The 22,435-nt window shown below is 41.4% G+C and carries 13 protein-coding genes and 1 pseudogene; 8 read left to right on the forward strand and 6 right to left on the reverse strand.

What is annotated here, in order from left to right:
* Positions 1-2 precede the first annotated feature (2 nt).
* The 3 genes and pseudogenes from BQ5338_RS06135 to purL form a co-directional block, all read right to left on the reverse strand.
* Positions 3-545 carry a chromate transporter gene (locus BQ5338_RS06135; protein ID WP_071145974.1) on the reverse strand — a complete coding sequence of 181 codons (543 nt, stop codon included), beginning with the start codon at positions 543-545 and terminating at the stop codon, positions 3-5.
* A gap of 10 nt (positions 546-555) precedes the next feature.
* Positions 556-1,320: pseudogene (locus tag BQ5338_RS06140) on the reverse strand (response regulator transcription factor); the annotation flags it as partial.
* Between the two features lie 645 nt (positions 1,321-1,965).
* The gene (gene purL / locus BQ5338_RS06145) at positions 1,966-5,667 is read right to left on the reverse strand and encodes a phosphoribosylformylglycinamidine synthase (RefSeq protein ID WP_071145976.1); all 3,702 of its coding nucleotides are present in this window, start codon (positions 5,665-5,667) and stop codon (positions 1,966-1,968) included.
* A 465-nt stretch (positions 5,668-6,132) separates the two neighbouring features.
* On the opposite strand from purL, the gene BQ5338_RS06150 reads away from it, so the two are divergent.
* The 7 genes from BQ5338_RS06150 to BQ5338_RS06180 all read left to right on the forward strand — a co-directional run bounded on the left by BQ5338_RS06150 (position 6,133) and on the right by BQ5338_RS06180 (position 13,584).
* Positions 6,133-6,789, forward strand: a complete 657-nt coding sequence (locus BQ5338_RS06150) for a LysE family translocator (RefSeq protein ID WP_071145977.1) — start codon at positions 6,133-6,135, stop codon at positions 6,787-6,789.
* Between the two features lie 61 nt (positions 6,790-6,850).
* Complete coding sequence (locus BQ5338_RS06155; RefSeq protein ID WP_071145978.1) at positions 6,851-7,396, forward strand: DUF4924 family protein; 546 nt, start codon at positions 6,851-6,853, stop codon at positions 7,394-7,396.
* Position 7,397: 1 nt separating this feature from the next.
* On the forward strand, positions 7,398-8,267 hold the full coding sequence (gene rfbD / locus BQ5338_RS06160; RefSeq protein ID WP_071145979.1) for a dTDP-4-dehydrorhamnose reductase: 870 nt from the start codon (positions 7,398-7,400) through the stop codon (positions 8,265-8,267).
* Between the two features lie 81 nt (positions 8,268-8,348).
* On the forward strand, positions 8,349-9,914 hold the full coding sequence (locus BQ5338_RS06165) for a peptide chain release factor 3 (RefSeq protein ID WP_071145980.1): 1,566 nt from the start codon (positions 8,349-8,351) through the stop codon (positions 9,912-9,914).
* A gap of 272 nt (positions 9,915-10,186) precedes the next feature.
* On the forward strand, positions 10,187-10,447 hold the full coding sequence (locus BQ5338_RS06170; protein WP_071145981.1) for an OadG family protein: 261 nt from the start codon (positions 10,187-10,189) through the stop codon (positions 10,445-10,447).
* Positions 10,448-10,519: 72 nt separating this feature from the next.
* On the forward strand, positions 10,520-12,349 hold the full coding sequence (locus tag BQ5338_RS06175) for a biotin/lipoyl-containing protein (protein WP_071145982.1): 1,830 nt from the start codon (positions 10,520-10,522) through the stop codon (positions 12,347-12,349).
* Positions 12,349-13,584, forward strand: coding sequence for a sodium ion-translocating decarboxylase subunit beta (locus BQ5338_RS06180; protein WP_071145983.1), 1,236 nt, complete (start codon positions 12,349-12,351; stop codon positions 13,582-13,584). Before BQ5338_RS06175 ends, BQ5338_RS06180 begins: the two co-directional genes overlap by 1 nt.
* Positions 13,585-13,678: 94 nt before the next feature.
* Here BQ5338_RS06180 and BQ5338_RS06185 read toward each other — a convergent pair whose 3' ends face one another.
* The 3 genes from BQ5338_RS06185 to BQ5338_RS06200 form a co-directional block, all read right to left on the reverse strand.
* Positions 13,679-16,012: a family 65 glycosyl hydrolase domain-containing protein gene (locus tag BQ5338_RS06185; RefSeq protein ID WP_071146803.1), complete on the reverse strand. Its 2,334-nt coding sequence runs from the start codon at positions 16,010-16,012 to the stop codon at positions 13,679-13,681.
* Positions 16,013-16,704: 692 nt separating this feature from the next.
* A complete protein-coding gene (locus BQ5338_RS06195) occupies positions 16,705-18,042 on the reverse strand; it encodes an SLC45 family MFS transporter (RefSeq protein WP_071145985.1) in 1,338 nt (445 codons plus the stop codon).
* A gap of 29 nt (positions 18,043-18,071) precedes the next feature.
* Positions 18,072-19,085 (reverse strand): LacI family DNA-binding transcriptional regulator, encoded by a 1,014-nt coding sequence (locus tag BQ5338_RS06200; RefSeq protein WP_071145986.1) that lies wholly within the window; start codon positions 19,083-19,085, stop codon positions 18,072-18,074.
* A gap of 313 nt (positions 19,086-19,398) precedes the next feature.
* Here BQ5338_RS06200 and BQ5338_RS06205 point away from each other — a divergent pair, with 313 nt between their 5' ends.
* Positions 19,399-22,428, forward strand: a complete 3,030-nt coding sequence (locus BQ5338_RS06205) for a SusC/RagA family TonB-linked outer membrane protein (RefSeq protein WP_071145987.1) — start codon at positions 19,399-19,401, stop codon at positions 22,426-22,428.
* Positions 22,429-22,435 lie beyond the last annotated feature (7 nt).

The following is a 22,435-nucleotide window of genomic DNA, read 5'->3' on the forward strand; positions in this document are numbered from 1 at the left end:
TATTAGCATTCTTTTTTCTTCATTTTACCCCAAAGAAAACCTCCTACACCGGCGGCAATGATGATCCATACAGGTGAAAAATCGAGCAACCAAATAAGTAAAGCTGAGACAACAGGAATCCAAATAGTGTAGCGGTTGATCTTAGCGAGTTTAGCCATGTTGAATGTCGGTGCGGCAATGAGTGCTACTACAGCCGGACGTATGCCTCTAAATATTCGTTCAACGATGAGGTTATCTTTGAAATTATGAAAGAACATGGCTATGACCAGAATGATAATGAAAGAAGGCAATATTACTCCTAAGGTGGTGGCTAGACTTCCACGGATACCTCGTAATTTGTAGCCTATAAATATGGCTATATTGATAGCCATAACTCCTGGCGCTGATTGCGCAATCGCTAGCAAATCAAGAAAGTCTTCTTTGCTGATCCAATTTCGTTTTGTTACGATTTCATTTTCGATGAGAGGAATCATTGCATATCCTCCACCTATAGTGAAAAGCCCTATTTTAAAAAAAATGCTGAGGGCTGAGAAGTAAATATTCATGGTTCTTTTATTAATTCTGGTCTTCTCCTTTTGCGTATTTACTAGGACTCACTTTGAAATGTTTTTTAAATACTTCACGGAAATACTTTGGGTCATTGAATCCGGTCATTTCGGCTACTTCGGTGATGCTGTGTTGTTGCTCCTTTAGTAATTGTGCAGCACGCTTCAAACGAATGAGACGTGCATAGTCGGCCGGAGCTTGGTCGGTCAAAGCTTTTATCTTATTATAGAAACTTGTGCGACTCATATTGAGCAAGGTACAGAGCACATCTACATTGAATGATGGATTTGACATATTTTCCTCCACATGCTTCTTTACGCTATCTACAAATCGCCAATCAATGTCTGTGGAACAATTGATGCATTCGTTTGGGTTGTTAAGCTCCAAATTGGCGTATTTTCTGCGTAGCAGTGCTTTGCTGGCAAGTAGATTAGTTAGCGTTACTTTCAAAATTTCCATATTAAAAGGCTTTATCACATACTCATCTGCACCGGTTCGTAATCCTTTTAGGATGCTTTTTTTGTCGTCTAAAGCGATCAGCAATACGATGGGGATATGTGATGTTTCAATATCATTTTTTAATGTGGTGCATAACTCTTCTCCGTCCATGTCTGAGGAAAGTATCATGTCAGAGATTATAAGATCAGGCTTGTATTCTTTGACCATCTCAAGTGCTTCTTTTCCGTTATTAGTTGTCTGCACAGTATATTGTTCGGATAAAGATTGTTTTAGCTGATGAGATAATTCTTCGTCTGCTTCAATAATAAGAACTTGAAAATCGGTAGTGGCATTTTTCTCTTGAGGGATTTCAGATAATGGCATATTTTCGTTTACTGAGTGTGAAACGATCAAGCTTCCCTTATCTTCTTCGGTGTTGATCAGTGTGTTTGCTATACGGAGTAGAGACTCGACATTGCGGATGGCTGTATTTAAGTTGCTTAATCCTTCGCTTGTTAAGGTTTCTTTATTTAGGATCTCTTCAAGTGGTGATTTTATCAGACTAAGCGGCGTGAGCATGTTATGGGTAGTGTCGACAAACGATTGTAATTTCTCCTCTGATTCTTTTTGAGCTTTTCTTAATAAAATAATGCGACCAATGAGAAAAACCAAGAGTCCGATTGTTACTCCGAGAATTAACAATCCTCCTGTAGTGTAATCGGATGATTTTCCATCGGTTATCTGGTGTGTCTGGGCGTTGCATAAAGCAACATTAGTCATGAGAAGAAAGGTTGAAATTATTTTCATCATAGTTTACTTCTCTAAATGTTGAATAATCGGTTCTTATGTTTACAAAGTTAGCTATTAATTTTAGGAAATCAAACATTGATCTAGCTACTTTACAATAAATAAACAATCCCTGACTATCCTTAAAGAAAAGGAATAGTCAGGGAAGTGTTATATATAAAAGTAAGATAGTTCTTATTTTTTCCTTTCAATCCACTTACGGGCATTGACAAAAGCCTCCATCCATGGAGTGATTTGGTCACTATCCAGACGTTCGCTAGGGTAATATGCATTCTGCCAAGGGAATATAGCTCGTTCCAAGTGAGGCATCATGGCCAAATGTCTACCGTCAGCGCTAGCCAAAGCTGCTACTGAATAATCAGATCCGTTAGGATTCGCTGGATATTCATCATAACTGTATTTGGCTACCACATTGTATTTTCCTTCTTCGTATGGGAGAGAGAATTTCCCTTCTCCGTGGGCTACCCAGAGTCCAAGCTTGCTTCCGCTTAGTGAACCGAACATCACACTACGATTTGTAGGAATCGTTACGCCAAGGAAACTAGATTCAAACTTGTGTGATTCATTGTGAAGCATCTTTCCTTTCGCTTCGTGTTCCGGGTTGATAAGTCCAAGTTCCATCATCAGTTGGCAACCGTTGCAGATACCCAGTGATAATGTGTCTTCACGGGCATAAAAGTTATCCAGAGCTGTTTTTGCTTTTTCATTGAAGAGGAAGCCACCGGCCCAACCTTTGGCAGAACCTAAAACATCGGAGTTAGAGAATCCACCGCAATAAACGATCATGCTGATATCTTCGAGTGTTTCGCGACCGCTAATGAGGTCGGTCATGGTAACGTCTTTCACGTCAAAACCTGCGAGATAAAGCGAGTAAGCCATTTCACGTTCACCGTTTGTACCTTTTTCGCGAATGATTGCAGCACGTGTTCCGCTAGGAGTACGACGTTCGGGCAGAATGCCATATTGAGAGAACTTGCCTTTGAAGGTAGAGGCGAAAGCTAGTTCCAGAGGTTGCATCTTGTAGTTTTCGAAACGCTTCTGTGCGCAACCGTTCATTGATTGTTTGCGGTCGAGCAGATAAGAAGATGAGTACCACACATCACGCATATAGTCGATGCCAAATTGGTACGTAGCATCGTCTTTCGTTACAAGGATATGACGCTCTTCGGTTGGTTTTCCTAGTTTTATAAAACCTACGCCTGCCTCTTCGAGGATATTCTTCACCTCTTCGTGATGCTTATCTTTTACCTGAATAACAATACCAGGGTTCTCGGCAAATAATATTTTGATAATATCGTTTTCTTGTAGTTTGTCGAGGTTGATTTCCATACCACCTTCTACATTGGCAAAGCACATTTCAAGTAGGGTAGTGATAAGTCCTCCGGCAGATATATCGTGTCCTGCCAGAATGAAACCCTTGTTGACGAGTTCTTGCACGGTGAGGAAAGCATCACGGAAGTATTCGGCATCTTGCACGCAAGGTACATCATCACCAACTTTGCCAAGTGATTGTGCAAAGGCTGATCCACCAAGTTTGAATGAATCAAAACTAAAGTCGATGTGATACAGGGTTGATTTTTCATCGTTTACTAACACAGGAGAAACAACCTTCTTCACGTCGGATACTTCGGCTCCTGCGGAAACGATGACTGTTCCCGGAGAAACAACTTTACTTCCGTCGGGATATTTCTGAGTCATTGAAAGCGAATCTTTGCCCGTAGGAACATTGATTTGCAATGTGCAACAGAAATCGCTTAAAGCTTTAACAGCTGTGTAGAGGCGTGCATCTTCTCCCTCTTGAGAGCGGCAAGGCCACATCCAATTGGCAGAGAGTGATAGGCTATCCAGTCCTTCGGTAAGTGGTGCCCAAACAATGTTAGTCAGAGCTTCGGCAACAGAAAGAATTGAGCCGGCCGCCGGATCAGCTAATGCAGCTTGCGGCGCATGTCCGATGGAAGTGGCAATACCTTTTTCTCCACGATAGTCGAGTGCTACCACGCCACAATCGCTTAGTGGAAGTTGAATTTCTCCCTGACATTGTTGACGGGCTACTTTACCTGTTACTGAGCGGTCTACTTTGTTGGTTAACCAGTCTTTGCAAGCCACAGCTTCCAGTTGAAGTACCTGAGTGAGATATTCGTGCAACTGAGATATTTCGTATGTTGGATTGTCGTAATGACGTTCCACAGTTTTATCAATCATGTAAGTTTTTGGCGAAGAACCGAACATCTGCTCCACAGCAAGATCAAACGGACGAACGCCATCTGCTTGTTGAAATGAGAAACGTTGATCTCCTGTTGTCTCACCCACCACGTACATTGGGGCACGTTCACGTTCGGCAATCTTGCGAACATGCTCGATGGCTTCTTCTTTAATAAGGAGTCCCATGCGTTCTTGAGATTCGTTGGCAATGATCTCTTTAGCCGACAGAGTTTTGTCTCCGATAGGCAATTTGCTCATGTCAATCAATCCACCACATTCTTCAACCAGTTCAGAAAGACAGTTTACGTGTCCTGCCGAACCGTGGTCGTGAATAGAAACAATTGGGTTTTCATCTTCTTCACACAATGCACGTACCACATTATTGGCACGTTTCTGCATTTCTGCATTGGCTCTTTGCACGGCATTCAGTTCAATGCCGCTGCTGTAGCGTCCTGTATCTACAGAAGATACTGAGCCACCACCTAAACCGATGCGATAGTTATCTCCACCAATCAGTACTACTTTGTTGCCTACTTCGGGTTTGCCTTTCAGGCAGTCTCGTTTTGTACCATAACCCACACCACCGGCAAGCATGATCACTTTGTCGTAACCATAAACTTCATCGTTTTCTTTGTGTTCAAAGGTGAGTACCGAACCACAGATAAGCGGTTGGCCGAACTTGTTTCCAAAGTCTGAAGCACCATTAGAAGCTTTAATCAGGATTTGTTCCGGTGTTTGGTATAGCCATTTGCGTACAGGCAGTACTTCTTCCCATTCACGGTCTTCTTCGGTGCGAGGGTAAGAAGTCATGTATACTGCAGTTCCTGCGATAGGCAAAGAACCTTTACCACCGCCCATGCGGTCGCGTATTTCACCACCTGTGCCGGTCGATGCACCATTGAAAGGTTCTACGGTAGTCGGGAAGTTATGCGTTTCCGCTTTTAGCGATATAACCGTTTTAATATCTTTAATAAGGAAATAATCAGATTTTGAATGATCAGCAGGAGCAAACTGTTCCACTACCGGCCCTTCGGCAAAAGCCACATTATCTTTATAGGCGGAGATAATCTTGTTGGGGTTCTCTTGCGTTGTTTTCTTGATCATCTGAAAGAGTGAAGATTCCATCTCTACTCCGTCGATTACAAATGTGCCACCAAATATTTTGTGTCGGCAGTGTTCTGAGTTGATTTGAGCAAAGCCGAATACCTCAGAGTCTGTTAACTTGCGTCCCAAATCGAGCTCCACCTTTTTCAGGTAGTCCATCTCTTCTTTCGAAAGAGCAAGGCCTTCTTTTTCATTGTAGGCTTCCAGATTCTCTATATATAAGATAGGATCCGGTTGACGATTGGTTACAAAAATCTCTTGATTTAGCCCATGATACATGCGTTGCAGCATGGGGTCGCGGTCGGCATTCTCGTCGTTCACAGGAAAGTATTCCTCGATACGAGTGATGCCTTCTAATCCCATGTTTTGAGTGATTTCCACGGCATTTGTGCTCCATGGAGTAATCATTTCGCGCCGTGGACCGATAAAGTATCCGAGCAGGTTTTCTTCACTTTCCTTGTTGGCTTCTCCAAAAAGCCAGCAGAGTTTCTTACTATCATTCGCGGTGAGCTCGTGGCCGCATTCTACGGCAATCACGCTTTTGGAAGGAGTTCTGAAAAAAAAGATCATATTGAATTACGAATTATGAATTACGTATTGTAAATGGTGCTGCAAAGATAGCTAAAAACGCTGTCGATGAAAAAGAAAAGAAAGAATAAATTAGATTGAGTGTTGGGCAATATAGAAATTTAATGCGGAAAAAGATCCTGAAACAAGCCTGCGTAGTATCTTTATAAATTTAACGCATAGAGTTAAAATAGCTAAGATATTAAGTTCTTAATTTCATTTAGTTAAATTTTATCTCATAATATAGTTCTCTTAAATAAAGGTATATGATCTTTTATTAGAGATTCTTTACGTGTTGAATAAGTCTGATGATGTATAAATTGGTGATCTTTTTGTCGACTTTGATTTACTGTCAACTTCTTGCTTTATCTCACTCTTAAGTCAGAATATGCTGTTTTAAACTATTAATGTCACGAAAAAACGTTAACGGAGTATGTGCGTCTCACAAAAAAATACGATATTTGCGCAATGTTTCAAATAGAGGTCACCATATTAGACTTATTGATAAAAGGTTTCATTATAGGCATCGTGGTTTCTGCACCACTGGGACCTGTAGGGGTACTTTGCATCCAGCGAACTTTAAACAAAGGTCGTTGGTATGGTTTTGTAACCGGACTTGGTGCTTCGCTTAGTGATATAGCTTATGCATTACTTACGGGTTACGGTATGAGTTTTATCTTCGATTTTATTAATGCTAATCTTTTCTATTTGCAACTATTGGGCAGTGTGATGCTCCTTGGTTTTGGTTATTATACCTTTCGGAGCAATCCGGTACAATCTATTCGCCCGGCTTCTTCTAGCAAAGGCACATACTTTCATAATTTTATAACAGCTTTTGCTGTAACATTATCCAATCCGCTTATTATATTCCTTTTTATCGGTTTATTTGCCAGATTCGCTTTTGTATTACCCGGCAATCCTGTCTTTGAAGAAGTAACAGGTTACTCGGCCATTGTGATGGGAGCTTTGACTTGGTGGTTTGGCTTGACGTTCTTTGTCAGTAAGGTGCGCACACGTTTCAATCTACGAGGAATATGGCTTATTAACCGGATTATTGGTGGAGCGGTTATCTTCGTGTCATTGTTAGGCCTCATTTTTACATTACTTGGAGCCTCATTCTACTAGCTCTCTTTTCTATGTTTTCTGTTTAGAATATAATGTGACCTCTCAATAATAATATATAGCAATGCAAATAGCGAAACAACTGAAAGATAAGAATATAGCTGAATATCTGATCTATATGTGGCAGATAGAGGACTTGATAAGGGCCAATAATTGCGATATTGACCAATTAGAGCGAAATATAATTTCTGCTTATCAGGTATCTGATGAGGAACGAAGTACTTTGAGGCAATGGTATGCTGATCTGGTGAACATGATGCGAGAGGAAGGTGTGCAAGAGAAAGGGCATTTACAGATAAACCGGAATGTGATAATCAACCTGACTGAGTTGCATAACACTTTGCTGAATTCACCCCAGTTTCCTTTTTATAATGGCGCTTATTTTAAAGCTCTACCTTTTATTGTTGAACTGCGTGCGAAAGGTGAAAAGAAAGAAGAACCCGAACTTGAAACTTGTTTTGAGGCTTTGTATGGAGTGATGCTTCTAAGGCTACAGAAAAAAACGGTTAGTACAGGAACTGCGAAGGCGATTGAGTCTATCACCAATCTGCTCTCGATGCTGGCTAATTATTATGATAAGGATAAAAAAGGAGAATTGAAATTAGATTGATATGAATATACTTGTTACCGGAGCCAACGGACAGTTGGGAAACGAAATGCGAGTTCTCTCCAAAGACAATGCTCAGCATACGTACTTTTTTACCGATGTGCAGGAACTTGATATATGTAACCAACAAGCTATTGAGGCTTATGTGACAGAAAATCAAATTGATGTAATTGCAAACTGTGCTGCTTATACTGCAGTGGACAATGCGGAAGAGAATAAAGATCTCTGTGATAAGCTGAACAATATTGCTCCCGGCTATCTGGCTGCTGCCGCACAAAGTCGTGGGGCGGCTATGATACAAGTATCGACCGATTATGTATTTGATGGAACAAACCATATCCCTTACACCGAAGAGGAACCGACTTGTCCGGCTTCTGTTTATGGAACAACTAAATTGGCAGGCGAGGAGAAGGTACTGGCTTGTTGTGAGAAAGCGGTTGTGATTCGCACGGCGTGGCTGTACTCTATTTATGGCAACAACTTTGTGAAGACGATGATCCGCTTGGGGCGAGAACGCGATAATCTAGGTGTTATCTTCGATCAGATTGGTACACCGACCTATGCGCACGATTTGGCTATTGCTATCTATGCTATAATAAATAAAGGTATAGTAAGGGGGATATATCACTTTAGTAATGAAGGAGTTTGTTCGTGGTACGACTTTACGTTGGCCATTCATCGCATGGCAGGCATTGATTCGTGTAAGGTTCTTCCCTTGCACACAGTGGACTATCCAACCAAGGCTGCCCGTCCACACTATTCGGTGCTCGATAAAACAAAGATAAAAGAGACTTTTGGACTTGAGATTCCTCATTGGGAAGAGAGTTTAAAACATTGTATAGCTATCTTATCTTCAGGCTCTGCCGAGAGATGATCGCTTTTTGAAAAGATATTAATAAACAAAAATCAGTTAATCCGTTCTCTTTGTTTTAGAGGGTGGGTGGTACAAATCATTATGAATGAAATAGAAAGAAGGCGTACGTTCGCCATTATCTCACACCCCGATGCGGGTAAGACTACTTTGACTGAGAAACTGCTTCTGTTTGGAGGACAAATTCAAGTAGCCGGTGCGGTGAAGAGCAATAAGATAAAGAAGACAGCAACGAGCGACTGGATGGAGATTGAGAAACAGCGCGGTATCTCGGTAACTACTTCAGTGATGGAGTTTGATTACCGCGACTACAAAGTGAACATTCTCGATACTCCCGGTCACCAAGACTTTGCAGAAGATACTTTCCGTACGTTAACAGCGGTGGATAGTGTTATCATTGTTGTGGACGGGGCCAAAGGTGTGGAAGCGCAGACGAGGAAGTTGATGGAAGTGTGTCGCATGCGCAATACGCCGGTAATCATCTTCGTTAACAAGATGGACCGTGAAGGACGTGATCCGTTTGATCTTTTAGATGAACTGGAAGAGGAACTTCGCATTAGCGTTCGCCCTTTGTCATGGCCGATAGACCAAGGTGCTCGCTTCAAAGGGGTATATAATATATATGAAGAAAAGCTCGATTTGTATCAACCTTCTAAACAGGTGGTAACGGAGAAGGTGGCTGTAGATCTCAATAGTACTGAGCTAGACAAGATTATCGGCCAAGGACAGGCAGAGAAACTTCGTGCTGACCTTGAACTGATTAATGGTGTTTATAGTGAATTTAATATAGATGATTATTTGGAGGCTGCGATAGCTCCTGTTTTCTTCGGTTCTGCGCTGAATAATTTTGGTGTGCAGGAATTGTTGGATTGCTTTGTGAAGATAGCTCCTAGTCCCCGCCCTGTAGAAGCCGAAGAACGTGAAGTGAAACCCTACGATCCTAAGTTTACCGGATTTATCTTTAAGATAACAGCCAATATTGACCCGAATCATCGCTCGTGCGTGGCTTTCTGCAAAATTTGTTCAGGCAAGTTCTTACGTAATGCTCCTTATTTTCATGTTCGTCATGGTAAGACAATGCGTTTCTCGTCGCCTACGCAATTTATGGCGCAACGCAAAACCACCATTGATGAGGCTTGGGCAGGAGATATAATCGGTCTACCGGACAATGGAACCTTTAAGATTGGTGATACGCTTACTGAGGGTGAGTTGTTGCACTTCCGTGGTTTGCCCAGCTTTTCTCCGGAGATGTTTAAGTATATTGAAAATGCTGATCCAATGAAACAAAAACAGTTGGCCAAAGGTATTGATCAATTGATGGATGAGGGTGTAGCGCAGCTGTTCGTTAATCAGTTCAATGGGCGTAAAATCATCGGAACAGTAGGGCAATTGCAGTTTGAAGTTATTCAATATCGTCTGTTGAATGAGTACAATGCCTCTTGCCGTTGGGAACCTCTCAGTCTGTACAAAGCCTGTTGGATAGAAAGCGATGATGCTGAGCAACTAGATGCTTTCAAAAAGCGCAAATACCAATATATGGCCAGAGACCGTGAAGGGCGTGATGTGTTCTTAGCAGATAGCAATTACGTGTTGCAAATGGCACAAATAGATTTTAAAAATATCAAGTTCCACTTCTCAAGCGAGTTCTAGTTCACCACTTCTCTTTTGTGAAGTTAAAAAGCTTTTGTAAGCACAATTACAGGATTTAGTTCATCTTGTAGTTGTGCTTTTCTTTTATGTGGTCATCCTCTTCCAATGCTGTTATCCATTCTTGATTACTACTTGAATAAATATTCAAGTTATTTCTATTTAGCATTTTTTATTCATTTTCTTCTTTTACTTATTACTTTTAGTTGGTATATTGTGACGAATTTATTAGAAACACTCTTAAGTTACTTACAAATACTAAATTCTATTACTGTATGGAAAATATTGAAACAGCTCTCTTATTGCTGGTCGTCGGGATGGGCACTGTCTTTGCTATTCTGACACTGGTGATCTATTTGGGGAAATTGCTCATCTTCCTGGTGAATAAGTATGCCCCTGAAGAAGAAATTCTTATTAAACAAATACCAGCTAAAGGCCCGGCTCCAATACCCGGAAACATTATCGCTGCTATTACGGCTGCTGTCAATGTGGTAACGCATGGCAAAGGGAAAATAGCCAAAGTTGAAAAGTTGTAATATTTATAATGTATAATCGTTGAGCGGTTGTGATTGGAATATTTTGCTGTTCAACATTTCATCTAATAGTATATGAAAAGAGAAATTAAGTTTAGCTTGGTTTTTAGAGACATGTGGCAATCGGCTGGTAAATATGTTCCTCGTGTAGACCAACTAGTTAAAGTAGCTCCGGCAATTATTGAAATGGGCTGCTTTGCTCGTGTAGAAACAAACGGTGGAGGTTTTGAGCAAGTGAATTTGTTGTTTGGAGAGAATCCGAATAAAGCAGTGCGGGACTGGACAAAACCATTTCACGAAGCGGGTATTCAAACACACATGCTAGATAGAGCACTTAACGGCCTTCGAATGAGTCCTGTGCCGGCAGATGTGCGTAAATTGTTTTATAAAGTAAAGATGGCCCAAGGCACGGACATCACCCGTACTTTTTGCGGATTGAATGATGTGCGTAATATTGCTCCTTCAATAGAATATGCAAAAGAGGTTGGTATGATTTCTCAATGCTCTCTTTGTATCACTTACTCGCCCATCCACACGGTGGAGTATTACACCAATATGGCTTTAGAGCTAATTAAACTCGGGGCGGACGAGATCTGTGTGAAAGATATGGCAGGTGTTGGTCGCCCCGTTTCTTTGGGGAAAATTGTAGCCAACATAAAGAAGGCACATCCTGAGATTCCGGTTCAATATCATAGCCATGCCGGTCCCGGATTCAATATGGCTTCTATTTTGGAAGTTTGTGAAGCTGGGTGCGATTACATTGACGTAGGCATGGAACCTCTTTCATGGGGAACTGGACATGCTGATTTGCTTAGTGTGCAGGCTATGCTCAAGGATGCCGGTTATCAGGTACCCGAAATTAATATGGAAGCTTATATGAAAGTGCGTGGCATGATTCAAGAATTCATGGACGACTTTTTAGGATTATACATCAGCCCGAAGAACCGTTTGATGAACTCATTACTCATTGGCCCGGGGCTGCCGGGTGGAATGATGGGAAGTTTAATGGCCGATTTGGACTCTAATCTGGAATCAATCAACAAATATAAGGCAAAGCATAATCTGCCTTTTATGTCGCAAGATGAGTTGCTCATTAAACTGTTTAATGAAGTGGCTTACGTGTGGCCTCGTGTGGGTTATCCTCCTTTGGTTACTCCCTTTAGTCAATATGTTAAGAACCTGGCTATGATGAATGTGATGGCTATGGAGAAAGATAAGGAACGCTGGGGGATGATAGCTGATGACATCTGGGATATGTTACTAGGTAAAGCCGGACGTTTACCCGGTTCTTTGGCTCCTGAGATCATAGAGAAGGCAGAACGCGAAGGTCGTAAATTCTTTGATGGCAATCCGCAAGATAACTATCCGGACTCACTCGATAAATATTGTAAATTGATGAAGGAAAATAAATGGGAAGTGGGCAAGGATGACGAAGAACTATTTGAATATGCCATGCATCCAGCTCAATATGAGGCCTATAAGAGCGGTAAGGCCAAAGAAGATTTCTTGGAAGATGTAGCTAAGCGTCGTGCTGAAAAAGATAAATCTCCGGAAGAAGATGCAAAACCTAAAACATTAACAGTACAAGTAGACGGACAAGCCTACAAGGTGACAGTTGCCTATGGTGATGCCAAACTGCCTGCTTCAACTTCAACCCCTGTAGTCTCGGGTGAGGGTAAGGATGTTCTTTCTCCATTGGAAGGTAAATTCTTCCTCACTAAAAACGCATCTGAGAATGCCTTACAGGTAGGAGATGTTGTTAAGCAAGGAGATGTGATTTGCTATGTGGAAGCTATGAAGACCTACAATGCTATTCGTGCTGAATTCGGGGGCACAGTTACGGCTATAGGCTTTGCTTCGGGAGACGCGGTTTCTGAAGATGACGTATTAATGAAGATAGGATAATGAACGAGATATTTGATAATTTATATAATATGACTGCCTTCAGCAATATCATTGCTGAACCACAGTTTCTGATAATGTACGCCATCGCCTTTGTTCTGCTCTATCTGGGTATTAAGAAACAATACGAACCGCTACTGTTGGTTCCTATTGCCTTTGGAGTATTGCTGGCCAACTTTCCGGGCGGTGAAATGGGCGTTATTCAGGCCAATGAGAATGGCTTGATAAATGTGCATGGCGTGATGAGGGATATATGGACAATGCCGTTGCACGAGATTGCACACGAACTTGGCCTAATGAACTTCGTGTACTACATGTTGATAAAAACGGGATTCTTGCCTCCTATTATCTTTATGGGAGTAGGTGCTTTGACCGATTTTGGGCCCATGCTACGTAATTTGAGGCTTTCTATCTTTGGGGCTGCGGCTCAGCTAGGCATCTTCACCGTGCTGCTTGTGGCTATTTTGATGGGCTTTACTCCGAAAGAAGCTGCTTCTCTGGGCATCATTGGGGGTGCCGACGGACCTACAGCTATCTTTACTACGATTAAGTTAGCTCCACATTTACTTGGGCCTATTGCTATTGCAGCTTATTCGTATATGGCACTTGTACCGGTGATAATTCCTCTTGTGGTAAAATTGTTTTGCACAAAGAAGGAGCTTAGCATCAACATGAAAGAGCAGGAAAAGCTGTACCCTTCTAAAGTTAAAATTAAGAATCTCCGAGTACTAAAGATTATTTTCCCTATTGTAGTTACTACGGTAGTGGCTCTATTTGTACCTAGTGCTGTGCCATTGATTGGTATGTTGATGTTTGGTAACCTGGTGAAAGAGATTGGTACCAATACTTTCCGCTTATTCGATGCTGCATCAAACAGTATTATGAATGCTGCCACCATCTTCTTGGGACTTTCTGTAGGGGCAACAATGACTACCCAAGCTTTTTTGAATTGGACAACCATCGGAATTGTAGTAGGAGGATTCTTAGCTTTCGCTCTTTCCATTACGGGAGGTATCTTCTTCGTGAAGTTGGTGAACTTGTTCTCAAAGAAAAAGATCAATCCACTGATTGGTGCCACGGGGCTGAGTGCTGTGCCTATGGCTAGTCGTGTGGCTAATGAAATAGCATTGAAGTATGACCCTAAAAACCATGTGTTACAATATTGTATGTCGAGTAATATTTCTGGTGTAATCGGTTCGGCCGTTGCAGCGGGAGTACTGATCTCGTTCTTAGGATAGTTTTCTCTCTCTCTTCTTATTTTTTTAGGCCATCTCAATTCTTATAAAGGTTGAGGTGGTCTTTTTTTAAGGGCGATTATTGCGTCTTAAAGTTCTATTGCTCTAATGTGTTGCCCTGCTTCTGTATAGGAAGAGTAATGATTCTATCGGGATAGATGGAATATGTTTTATTGTACATCAATACGTCTAGCTCTTCTCCTGTCTTTAACTTAATAGCAATCATCTCTTTGTCAACAGTGATGTGCAGTGTGCGCTCTCGGAAGTTTACATTGAAGGAGTAACTGTTCCATTTGCCGGGTATGGTAGGACTGAAGTTAAGTGAATCGCCCTGAATTTGCATTCCGGCAAAACCTCTGACAATAGCTAGCCAACTGCCGGCCATACTCGTAATGTGTAATCCCTGTTCTACTTCATTGTTATAATCATCAAGATCTAGTCGGGTGGCATGCAGAAAGAGATTGTATGCTTTCTCTACATCACCTATCCTCGAAGCCAGTATGGAATGTATGTAGGGCGATAGAGAAGATTCGTGCAATGTGCGAGGCTCGTAGAAATGAAAGTTGCGGCGAATAGTTTCGGTATCAAAGTCAGAATAATACAGATATAATCCCAATAATACATCACTTTGCTTGATGTAGCACGAGCGCAAGATGCGATCCCACGACCAGTGCTGATTGATAGGACGTTCGGCGGCAGGAATTTCATCTACTACCTTCTGCTCTTTATCCAGATAGCCGTCGTGTTGCACAAATATACCCAGCTCTTTGTCCTCAGGCAGATACATGTTCTCTATAATTTCTTTCCATCGGGCAGTTTCTGAATACTCAAAAGCAGTAGCTCTGCGGATACGTAAGTATTCGTCGGGATATTCACTTGCCACCATCTCCAAATAATTGATCGTAGCTTGCAGGCACTGCACGCACGAATAGTTGGTATACCAGTTGTTATCTACATTATTCTCGTATTCGTTGGGGCCGGTAACTCCCAGTAATACATACTTCTGCTTTGGCTGAGAGAAAGATACCCGTTGACTCCAAAAACGACTGATAGCAATCAGCACCTCAAGTCCATAGTGTGCTACATACTCTTTGCTACCCGTCATTGTGGTGTACAACACAATGGCATAGGCAATAATGTTGTTACGATGAATCTCTTCGAAGGTGATTTCCCATTCATTGTGGCACTCATCACCGTTGATCGTTACCATTGGATAGAGAGCCGCACCACCTTTGAATCCTAGCTTTCGGGCATTCTCTATTGCTTTCGGCAGATGATTGTAGCGATAGAGTAGTAAGTTTCGGGCTATCTCTTTGGAACTGGATAGCAGAAAGAACGGTACACAGCACAGTTCCGTGTTCCAAAAAGTGTTCCCACCATACTTCTCTCCGGTGAATCCCTTTGAACCAATGTTTAGTCGTGGATCATCTCCCCGATAAGTCTGGTTCAACTGAAAGATGTTGAAACGAATACCCTGTTGAGCTTCCGGATCACCCTCAATGACTACATCGGACTCTTTCCAAACTCCACTCCATACGTCTTTGTGCTCTTGTAGCAAAGCATCCCAACCCTTCGTTTTAGCATTCTTACTTTCAGCGACCGATTCATCAACCAATTGCTGCCTGTCACAATATAAAGAACTTAGGATGGCCGTGTATTTGATGAGCGTCACCCGATCACCCGGTTTCACCTCAGCGCCGATGCTAAAACCGGTAAGCTTTTCCTTTTCTATCTTGATGGGGCTACTTGTTACCTCCTTGCTGTTTTTGTATAGTTGATAAGTCATCGAGCAACACACCTGAGAGTCTTCGTGTCGGGTTTGTGTCCACAGATAAGCATACTCGTTGGTTGTTTCCGCACGTAGAATGTTCCACATCTTTTCGTTGAAGTTGGACGTTTCATGTTTCACATCTCCGTTGAGGTGAGGAACCAATGAGATCTTTCCTTCATAGTTAACTGAAGTCACGCTGTACTTGATGAGGCACAAATTCTGATTACTCATGCTGTTGATATGTTCCACATGCACTTTCAATTTATGCCCTTTGGGTGAAGTAACCTGAAAGTCACGATAGGAGATACCCTCTTTCATATCGAGCCGTCTATCGAAACTATCCACATCCCACAGGGCAAGATCCAATTCCTCATCAATGAGACGTAGAAAGATGCCACTCCAGTTAGGAGCATTAGGTATGCGCGAGAAGAACTTCGGATATCCGTTCTTCCACCATCCCACGCGAGTTTTGTCGAGGAATGCAATACCAGCCAGATAAGATCCTTGCAGATTGTCACTACTATAGGTCTCCTCAAAATTGCCCCGCTGACCGATACGTCCGTTGCCCAAACTGAATATACTCTCCGAAGCACGTAGGTGGTCGGCGTGGAAGCTTTCTTCGATGATGTTCCATTCATCTGTTTTGAGGAATCTTTTCATAGCAATGAGTTTTATCAATCCTCCAAAGTACGTAAAAAGATAGAGAAAGAACAAATGAATTGATTTATATCATACAAAAAAAAACGCATCTCCGATTGGTAACAGTGGCTTTTACATTTAGCTCGCTCATATAGATTAATAGGGTTATATTGTAAAGATAGAAGATGTGCCTCTACAGGCCTTCTGAGTGGGGTTTGGTGAACTAACTAGTTAACCGTGGTGAATTAACTACTTCACCGCGGTGATCTAGTTAATTCACCACGCTGAAGTTATATGATGTCCGAAATGTGCTTTGTTTGTAAATAAAGTTGTATTGCAAACTACTTTTTGTCAAGAGCAGATTTATGTATTATTAAGAGAAAGGAGCTGATTGAAAGAGAGAAAGGTCTTTTTGCAGAACAATACGAGGAATTTTATTTTTCTCTAGGAGTTATTCTGATAACAAATAGGCATATTGGGGAAATGAAACCGTCTTCCGGAGTGAAAGAAACCGGCAGATTGTTCAACTGAACCGTTCTTTTGCCCATTCTGCACGGTTCAGTTGGCCCAAGAGAACCGTGTAGAAATAAAAAACGGGAGAAGTAACAACTTCCCCCGTTTACCATAGTTTAATCTCAAACTACTTTATGATTACGCTTACAAAAGTAATACATTTGCTAGCCAAAGTCAAGCTTTTCGGCTTGAAAATTTAGCTAATTTTTTACTGCTTCGGGCTTTTCTTCTTTATGTGCCACTGTTTCTTTTACAAAGTAAACGCAGCATGCCCCTATGATAAGAAATACTCCTGCCAACACCAGCATGTTCACTTGCCGTCCGCTCACCAAATGAAGTAATCCGCCACCAAGGAGTGCGGCTGCAATTTGAGGTAGACAGATGGTTCCATTGAACAATCCCAGATAAGCTCCCATGTTCTTGCCCGAAATGGAGTTGGTCAGTATCGTAAACGGCATGGCCAGCATAGCCGCCCACGCACAACCGATGAGCAGGTAAGAAACAAAAAGTAGGTATTGATTGTGGAAGAAGAAGGTAGAGATGAAACCAATTCCTCCCAACACCAAACTGAGTGAATAACCCATCTTACGTGATTTGAATAGTGGTAACACGATGGCCCAGACTACAGAACCGATGGCTTGCACGGCAAAGAGCACACCTACCCAGTTGCCTGCTTCCTGATATCCTTCACTTTGTGCACTTGTTGCATTCCACACCGTGTCGGCAATGGCGCCGTTGGTATATGTCCACATATACATAAAGGCCGCCCAACTGAAAAACTGCACCAACCCGACTGTCCAGAACACTTTAGGCGCATGTTTCAGCAACGAAAGGAAATCCGTCTTTTCCTTCTTTTCATCTGCTGTGATGCCATGAAACGCTTCAAATTCCTTTGGCGGCATCTCTTTCACCTTCAGCATGGTATAGATGACGCACAACATCAAGATGGCAGCACCAATATAAAAAGAATAAATCACCGAATCGGGCACTGTACCTTTTTCGGCTATGTTGCTGATACCTATCCAGGTAAATATGAAAGGAAACATATACCCCATCAGGCTACCGGCATTGCACAGAAAACTTTGGATGGAGTAGGCCAGCCCCTTTTGCTTTTCGTTCACCATGTCGCCCACCAGCATTTTAAAAGGCTGCATGGCCATATTGACAGAGGTATCGAGGAACATTAGCGAAACCACCCCGAATATCATGGCTGTACTCACTACCATTCCAAAACTTCCTGCATTGGGCAGTAGGCACATCACCAATATAGCAACAAGTGATCCTATAAATAAATAAGGTATCCTTCGTCCATAGCGAGTCCACGTTTTATCACTTGCCGACCCGATGATCGGCTGCACAATGATGCCTGCCAGTGGAGGAAGGATCCAAAAATAACTCAGATTATGAGGGTCGGCCCCCAGTGTAGAGAATATGCGACTGATGTTGGCACTTTGCAGCGCATAAGCAATCTGCACGCCAAAAAAGCCGAAGCTGATGTTCCACAACTTCCAAAAATTTAAATCAGGTTTTACTTTCATGGTATTCTTAGGATTTAATCTATCTATCTTTATTTAGTGGTACCCCGCACCACCAAGTTCGTTTTCACTATTCGGTTGCCACTTTTCAGCTCCCCGGTCTTATCTTCTATCTTGTTGATCAGAAGATCAATGGCACTCTCTCCAACCTCCTGCCCATGTTGTTCCACAGTCGTCAACTTCGGATCAGTGCTCTGTGCAATAGCTCCATCAGTAAACCCACAGATAGAAACCTCATCAGGCACCTTCATCCCTACCAACTTGCAGGCATAGAGAATGCCCGAAGCCGTTTCATCGTTGATAGCAAAGAACCCATCCGGTCGGTCATGTTTTTCCAGAAGATCCGGTGTAATGGCAATTGCTTGTTCACGAGTGTCGCAAAGCTTTATCATTGTATCGTTTACGGGAATTTTATACCTCTTCATTGCATCCAGATAACCGTTTCGTCTGTTTTTCGATATTTCCAGATTAGGCGGTCCGCTGTAGAAGAGGATATGTCTGCATCCGGTTTGGATCATATACTCCACTGCAGAAAATGCCCCCGCATAGTCGTCCACCACCACCCGCTCTGTGTTGATGCCGGTACAGATACGGTCATAAAAAACAATAGGGATATTGTTATCCAAGAGATCTTGATAATGATCATATTGTGAAGTATCCTTAGCCAGAGAAGCGATGACGCCACAAACCCTCGCCGCAAGAAAAGAGTGAACGATCTTCACCTCCTGTTCGTAACTTTCATTGCTTTGCGCCACCAGAATGTTATAGCCCGCCTTTGCAGCACTCTTCTCGATACCACTTAGCACACACGAAAAGAAATGGTGAACCAGTTGAGGAACAATCACCCCGATAGTGTTTGAACGATTTGTTCGCAAGTTAAGAGCCAACGCATTCGGCTTATAATTATGTTCACGCGCGTACTTATGTATAGCCTCTCTTGTGTCCAAACTTATATCCGGATTGTCTTTCAAAGCTCTTGACACAGTGGAGGGTGAAAAGCCCAATGCCCGGCCTATGTCTTTAATGGTAATCTGCGGTTTATTCATGGTTTACATTAGTTTGAGCCAAAGGTAATTCAAATCCAATAGAAATAAAAACATTAGATTATTCTCTTTGTTTCCTATTTATATGCAAAAATAGTAGAATAAGGATTAATTGTTTGATAATGAGGCGCCTTTGCCTTTCACAATAGGTGCAAACGATTGCATAAGAGTAAATGCAGATTTGAGTATATTCGTTATGTCGTTAATGTTAAGAAGTCCTATTTTTGCTCAACGTAGAAGAGGATGGACTTAACATTTCCATTTTCAATCCGCTAAAATCTATATTCATATATTGTTAACTTTAATTTTAAAATGCATGAAGCAAGTTAATCTTAGAATCTACCGAATGATTCTTCCCCTACTTCTAGGGATGTTCTTGTCAATTGGCGCCTATGCACAGCAGATCTCTGTAAAGGGACATGTGAAAGATGCAACAGGTGAGCCGGTGATTGGTGCTAATATCTTGGTAAAAGGCACTACGAACGGAACAATTACTGATTTGGATGGTAATTTTGTTCTTAATGCCCCTCAGAACTCCATTCTTGTTGTTTCTTTTGTGGGGTATAAACCAGCCGAAGTGCAAGCTTCTAAAAGCATGGTAGTAACTCTTCAGGATGATGCCGTGATGCTGAGCGAAGCTGTTATTATCGGTTATGGTACGGTGAAGAAAAGCGATGCTACTGGATCGGTAACTGCTATCAAAGCTGATGAGAAAAATAAAGGAGTTGTGATTAATCCACAAGATATGCTTGCTGGTAAAGTAGCAGGCGTATCAGTAGCTTCTTCCGGTGGTCAGCCAGGTGCAAGTGCTACTATCAGAGTACGTGGCGGTTCATCTCTTTCTGCGAAGAATGATCCGTTGATTGTAATTGACGGTGTAGTTATGGGTAATGATGCCGTAAGTGGCTTGAGTAATCCTTTAAGTACAATAAATCCTGCTGATATAGAGACGTTTACGGTCTTGAAGGATGCCTCGGCTACTGCTATTTACGGATCTCGTGCATCGAACGGTGTTATCATTATTACCACTAAAAAAGGACAAATCGGTAAGGTGAAATTTAATTATTCCGGTAATGTTTCTGTTAGTACTAAACGAAATGTAATTGATGTAATGAATGCTTCTGAATACAGAGATTTTATAACTAACAGTCCGACAACGACCGAAGCAATGTTAAGCACACTGAACCTGTATCCCGATGCAAGTACTGATTGGCAGGATGAGGTTCTTAGAACTGCTGTTTCTACTGAGCATAATCTAAGTGCTTATGGTTCTTTAAAAGACTTTCTCCCTTATAGACTTTCTTTTGGTTATACGAATCAGAATGGTATTCTTAAAACTTCTAATTTTGAGAGATATACAGGTAGTGTATCTTTAACTCCAAGTTTCTTCGATCATTATTTGAATTTTAATTTGAACGGAAAAGGAGTATATATAAAGAATCGTTTTGCTGATACTGGAGCTATAGGCGGTGCGGTTTCATTTGATCCTACCAAACCTGTGATGAATGATAATACCAAGTTTGGCGGATATTATACTTGGACGACAGATAATACTCCCAATGGGACGAAAGCCGGATCAACCGGCATTAATCCCGTTGCTTTGCTTGAAATGAGAAATGATCGTTCGACAGTAAAGTCTTTTATTGGTAATGCGCAAATTGATTATAAACTTCACTTCTTTCCTGATTTGAAGTTGAATTTGAATTTAGCAATGGACTATTCTACAAGTGATGGGCGCAATATTGTTGATCCTATCTCTCCGGCAAATTATAGTGAGGACTCACAGAAGAGTGGAGTTGATAGGGCTTATAGCTCTACACACGATAATAAATTGCTCGATTTTTATATGCAATACGCAAAGGAGTTAGATCCTATCTTTAGTAAAATTGACGTGATGGCTGGATATTCTTATCAGAATTATCATTCGAAGGGAGAAGAAGGTTCATGGTATCTTTCACGTGAAGGCGAAAATTATGGTCAGCGTACATCAGTTAGTGCAGATCTGAGAAATACAGAATCAAAGTATGTGCTTTTATCATTTTACGGTCGTATGAATTATTCTCTTATGGATCGTTATTTGCTAACTTTCACTCTTCGTGATGATGCGTCATCTCGTTTTGCCAAAGATAAACGTTGGGGACTTTTCCCATCGGTAGCATTAGGATGGAAGATTCGTGATGAAGCTTTCATGCAGAGTTTTACAAATATGAATGAATTGAAGTTAAGGTTAGGATGGGGTGTTACAGGACAACAAGACATAAATCAGGGTGATTATCCATATATCTCTTTTTATAGAAATGGGAAAGGTGGAGCCATGTATCCTTTCTATGATGCTAATGGAAATGTGACTTGGGTTAATGTGATAGCTCCTACGGCAGCTAATGCTAATTTGAAATGGGAAGAAACGACTACATACAATGTAGGTTTAGACTATGGATTCTATAATAATAGAATTAATGGTGCGGTGGATTTTTATCTAAGAAAAACAAAAGATCTTATTAATGCGGAAGTTAATGTTCCCGCAGGCACTGATTTTGCTGAATATGTGGTGTCTAATATTGGTTCTTTGGAGAATAAAGGAGTTGAGTTTTCTATTAACACGAAACCTGTTGTCAGCAAAGATTGGAACTGGGATTTAGGCTTTAATATAGCTTATAACAAAACAAAAATCACAGAGTTGACTTATAATGATAATTCTGATTCCCCAGGTAAGAGATTTGAGTCTACTGGTGGAGATGGTGGCTTGAATGTTAAAATTCATAGTGTTGGTTATGCACCTGGTACATACTATGTGTATCAACAAGTGTATGATGAAAGTGGAAAACCTATTGAAGGCGAATATGTAGATCGAAATGGTGACGGAGTCGTTTCTGATAAGGACTTATATCGTTACAAGAAACCTGCTGCTGATGTGCTAATGGGCTTTAATTCAAGACTTTCTTATAAAAAATGGGATTTTGGATTTAATGGACGTGTGAGCTTAGGAAACTATAATTATAATAGCACAGCTTCCAACGCAGCATTGGGCGTTAATGAAATATTTGGTAATAATTCCTTGTCAAACAAGCCTAAATCGGCTTTATATACTAACTTTCAGACTAGACAACGCTTGTCTGATTATTATGTGCAAAATGCTTCATTTTTAAAAATTGATAACATTACTCTAGGTTATAATATTGATAAATTTGTAGCAAAAGGTTGCAATGCCCGCTTTTATGCAACTGTGCAAAATCCTATCATCATAACAAAATATGACGGTCTTGATCCTGAAGTGGATGGAGGTATGGATAGAAATGTCTATCCAAGACCATTGACCTTTTTGTTTGGCGTTAATATTAACTTCTAAATAGCAT

Origin of the sequence: Bacteroides ihuae (assembly GCF_900104585.1) — a bacterium.
GTDB classification, from domain to species: domain Bacteria; phylum Bacteroidota; class Bacteroidia; order Bacteroidales; family Bacteroidaceae; genus Bacteroides; species Bacteroides ihuae.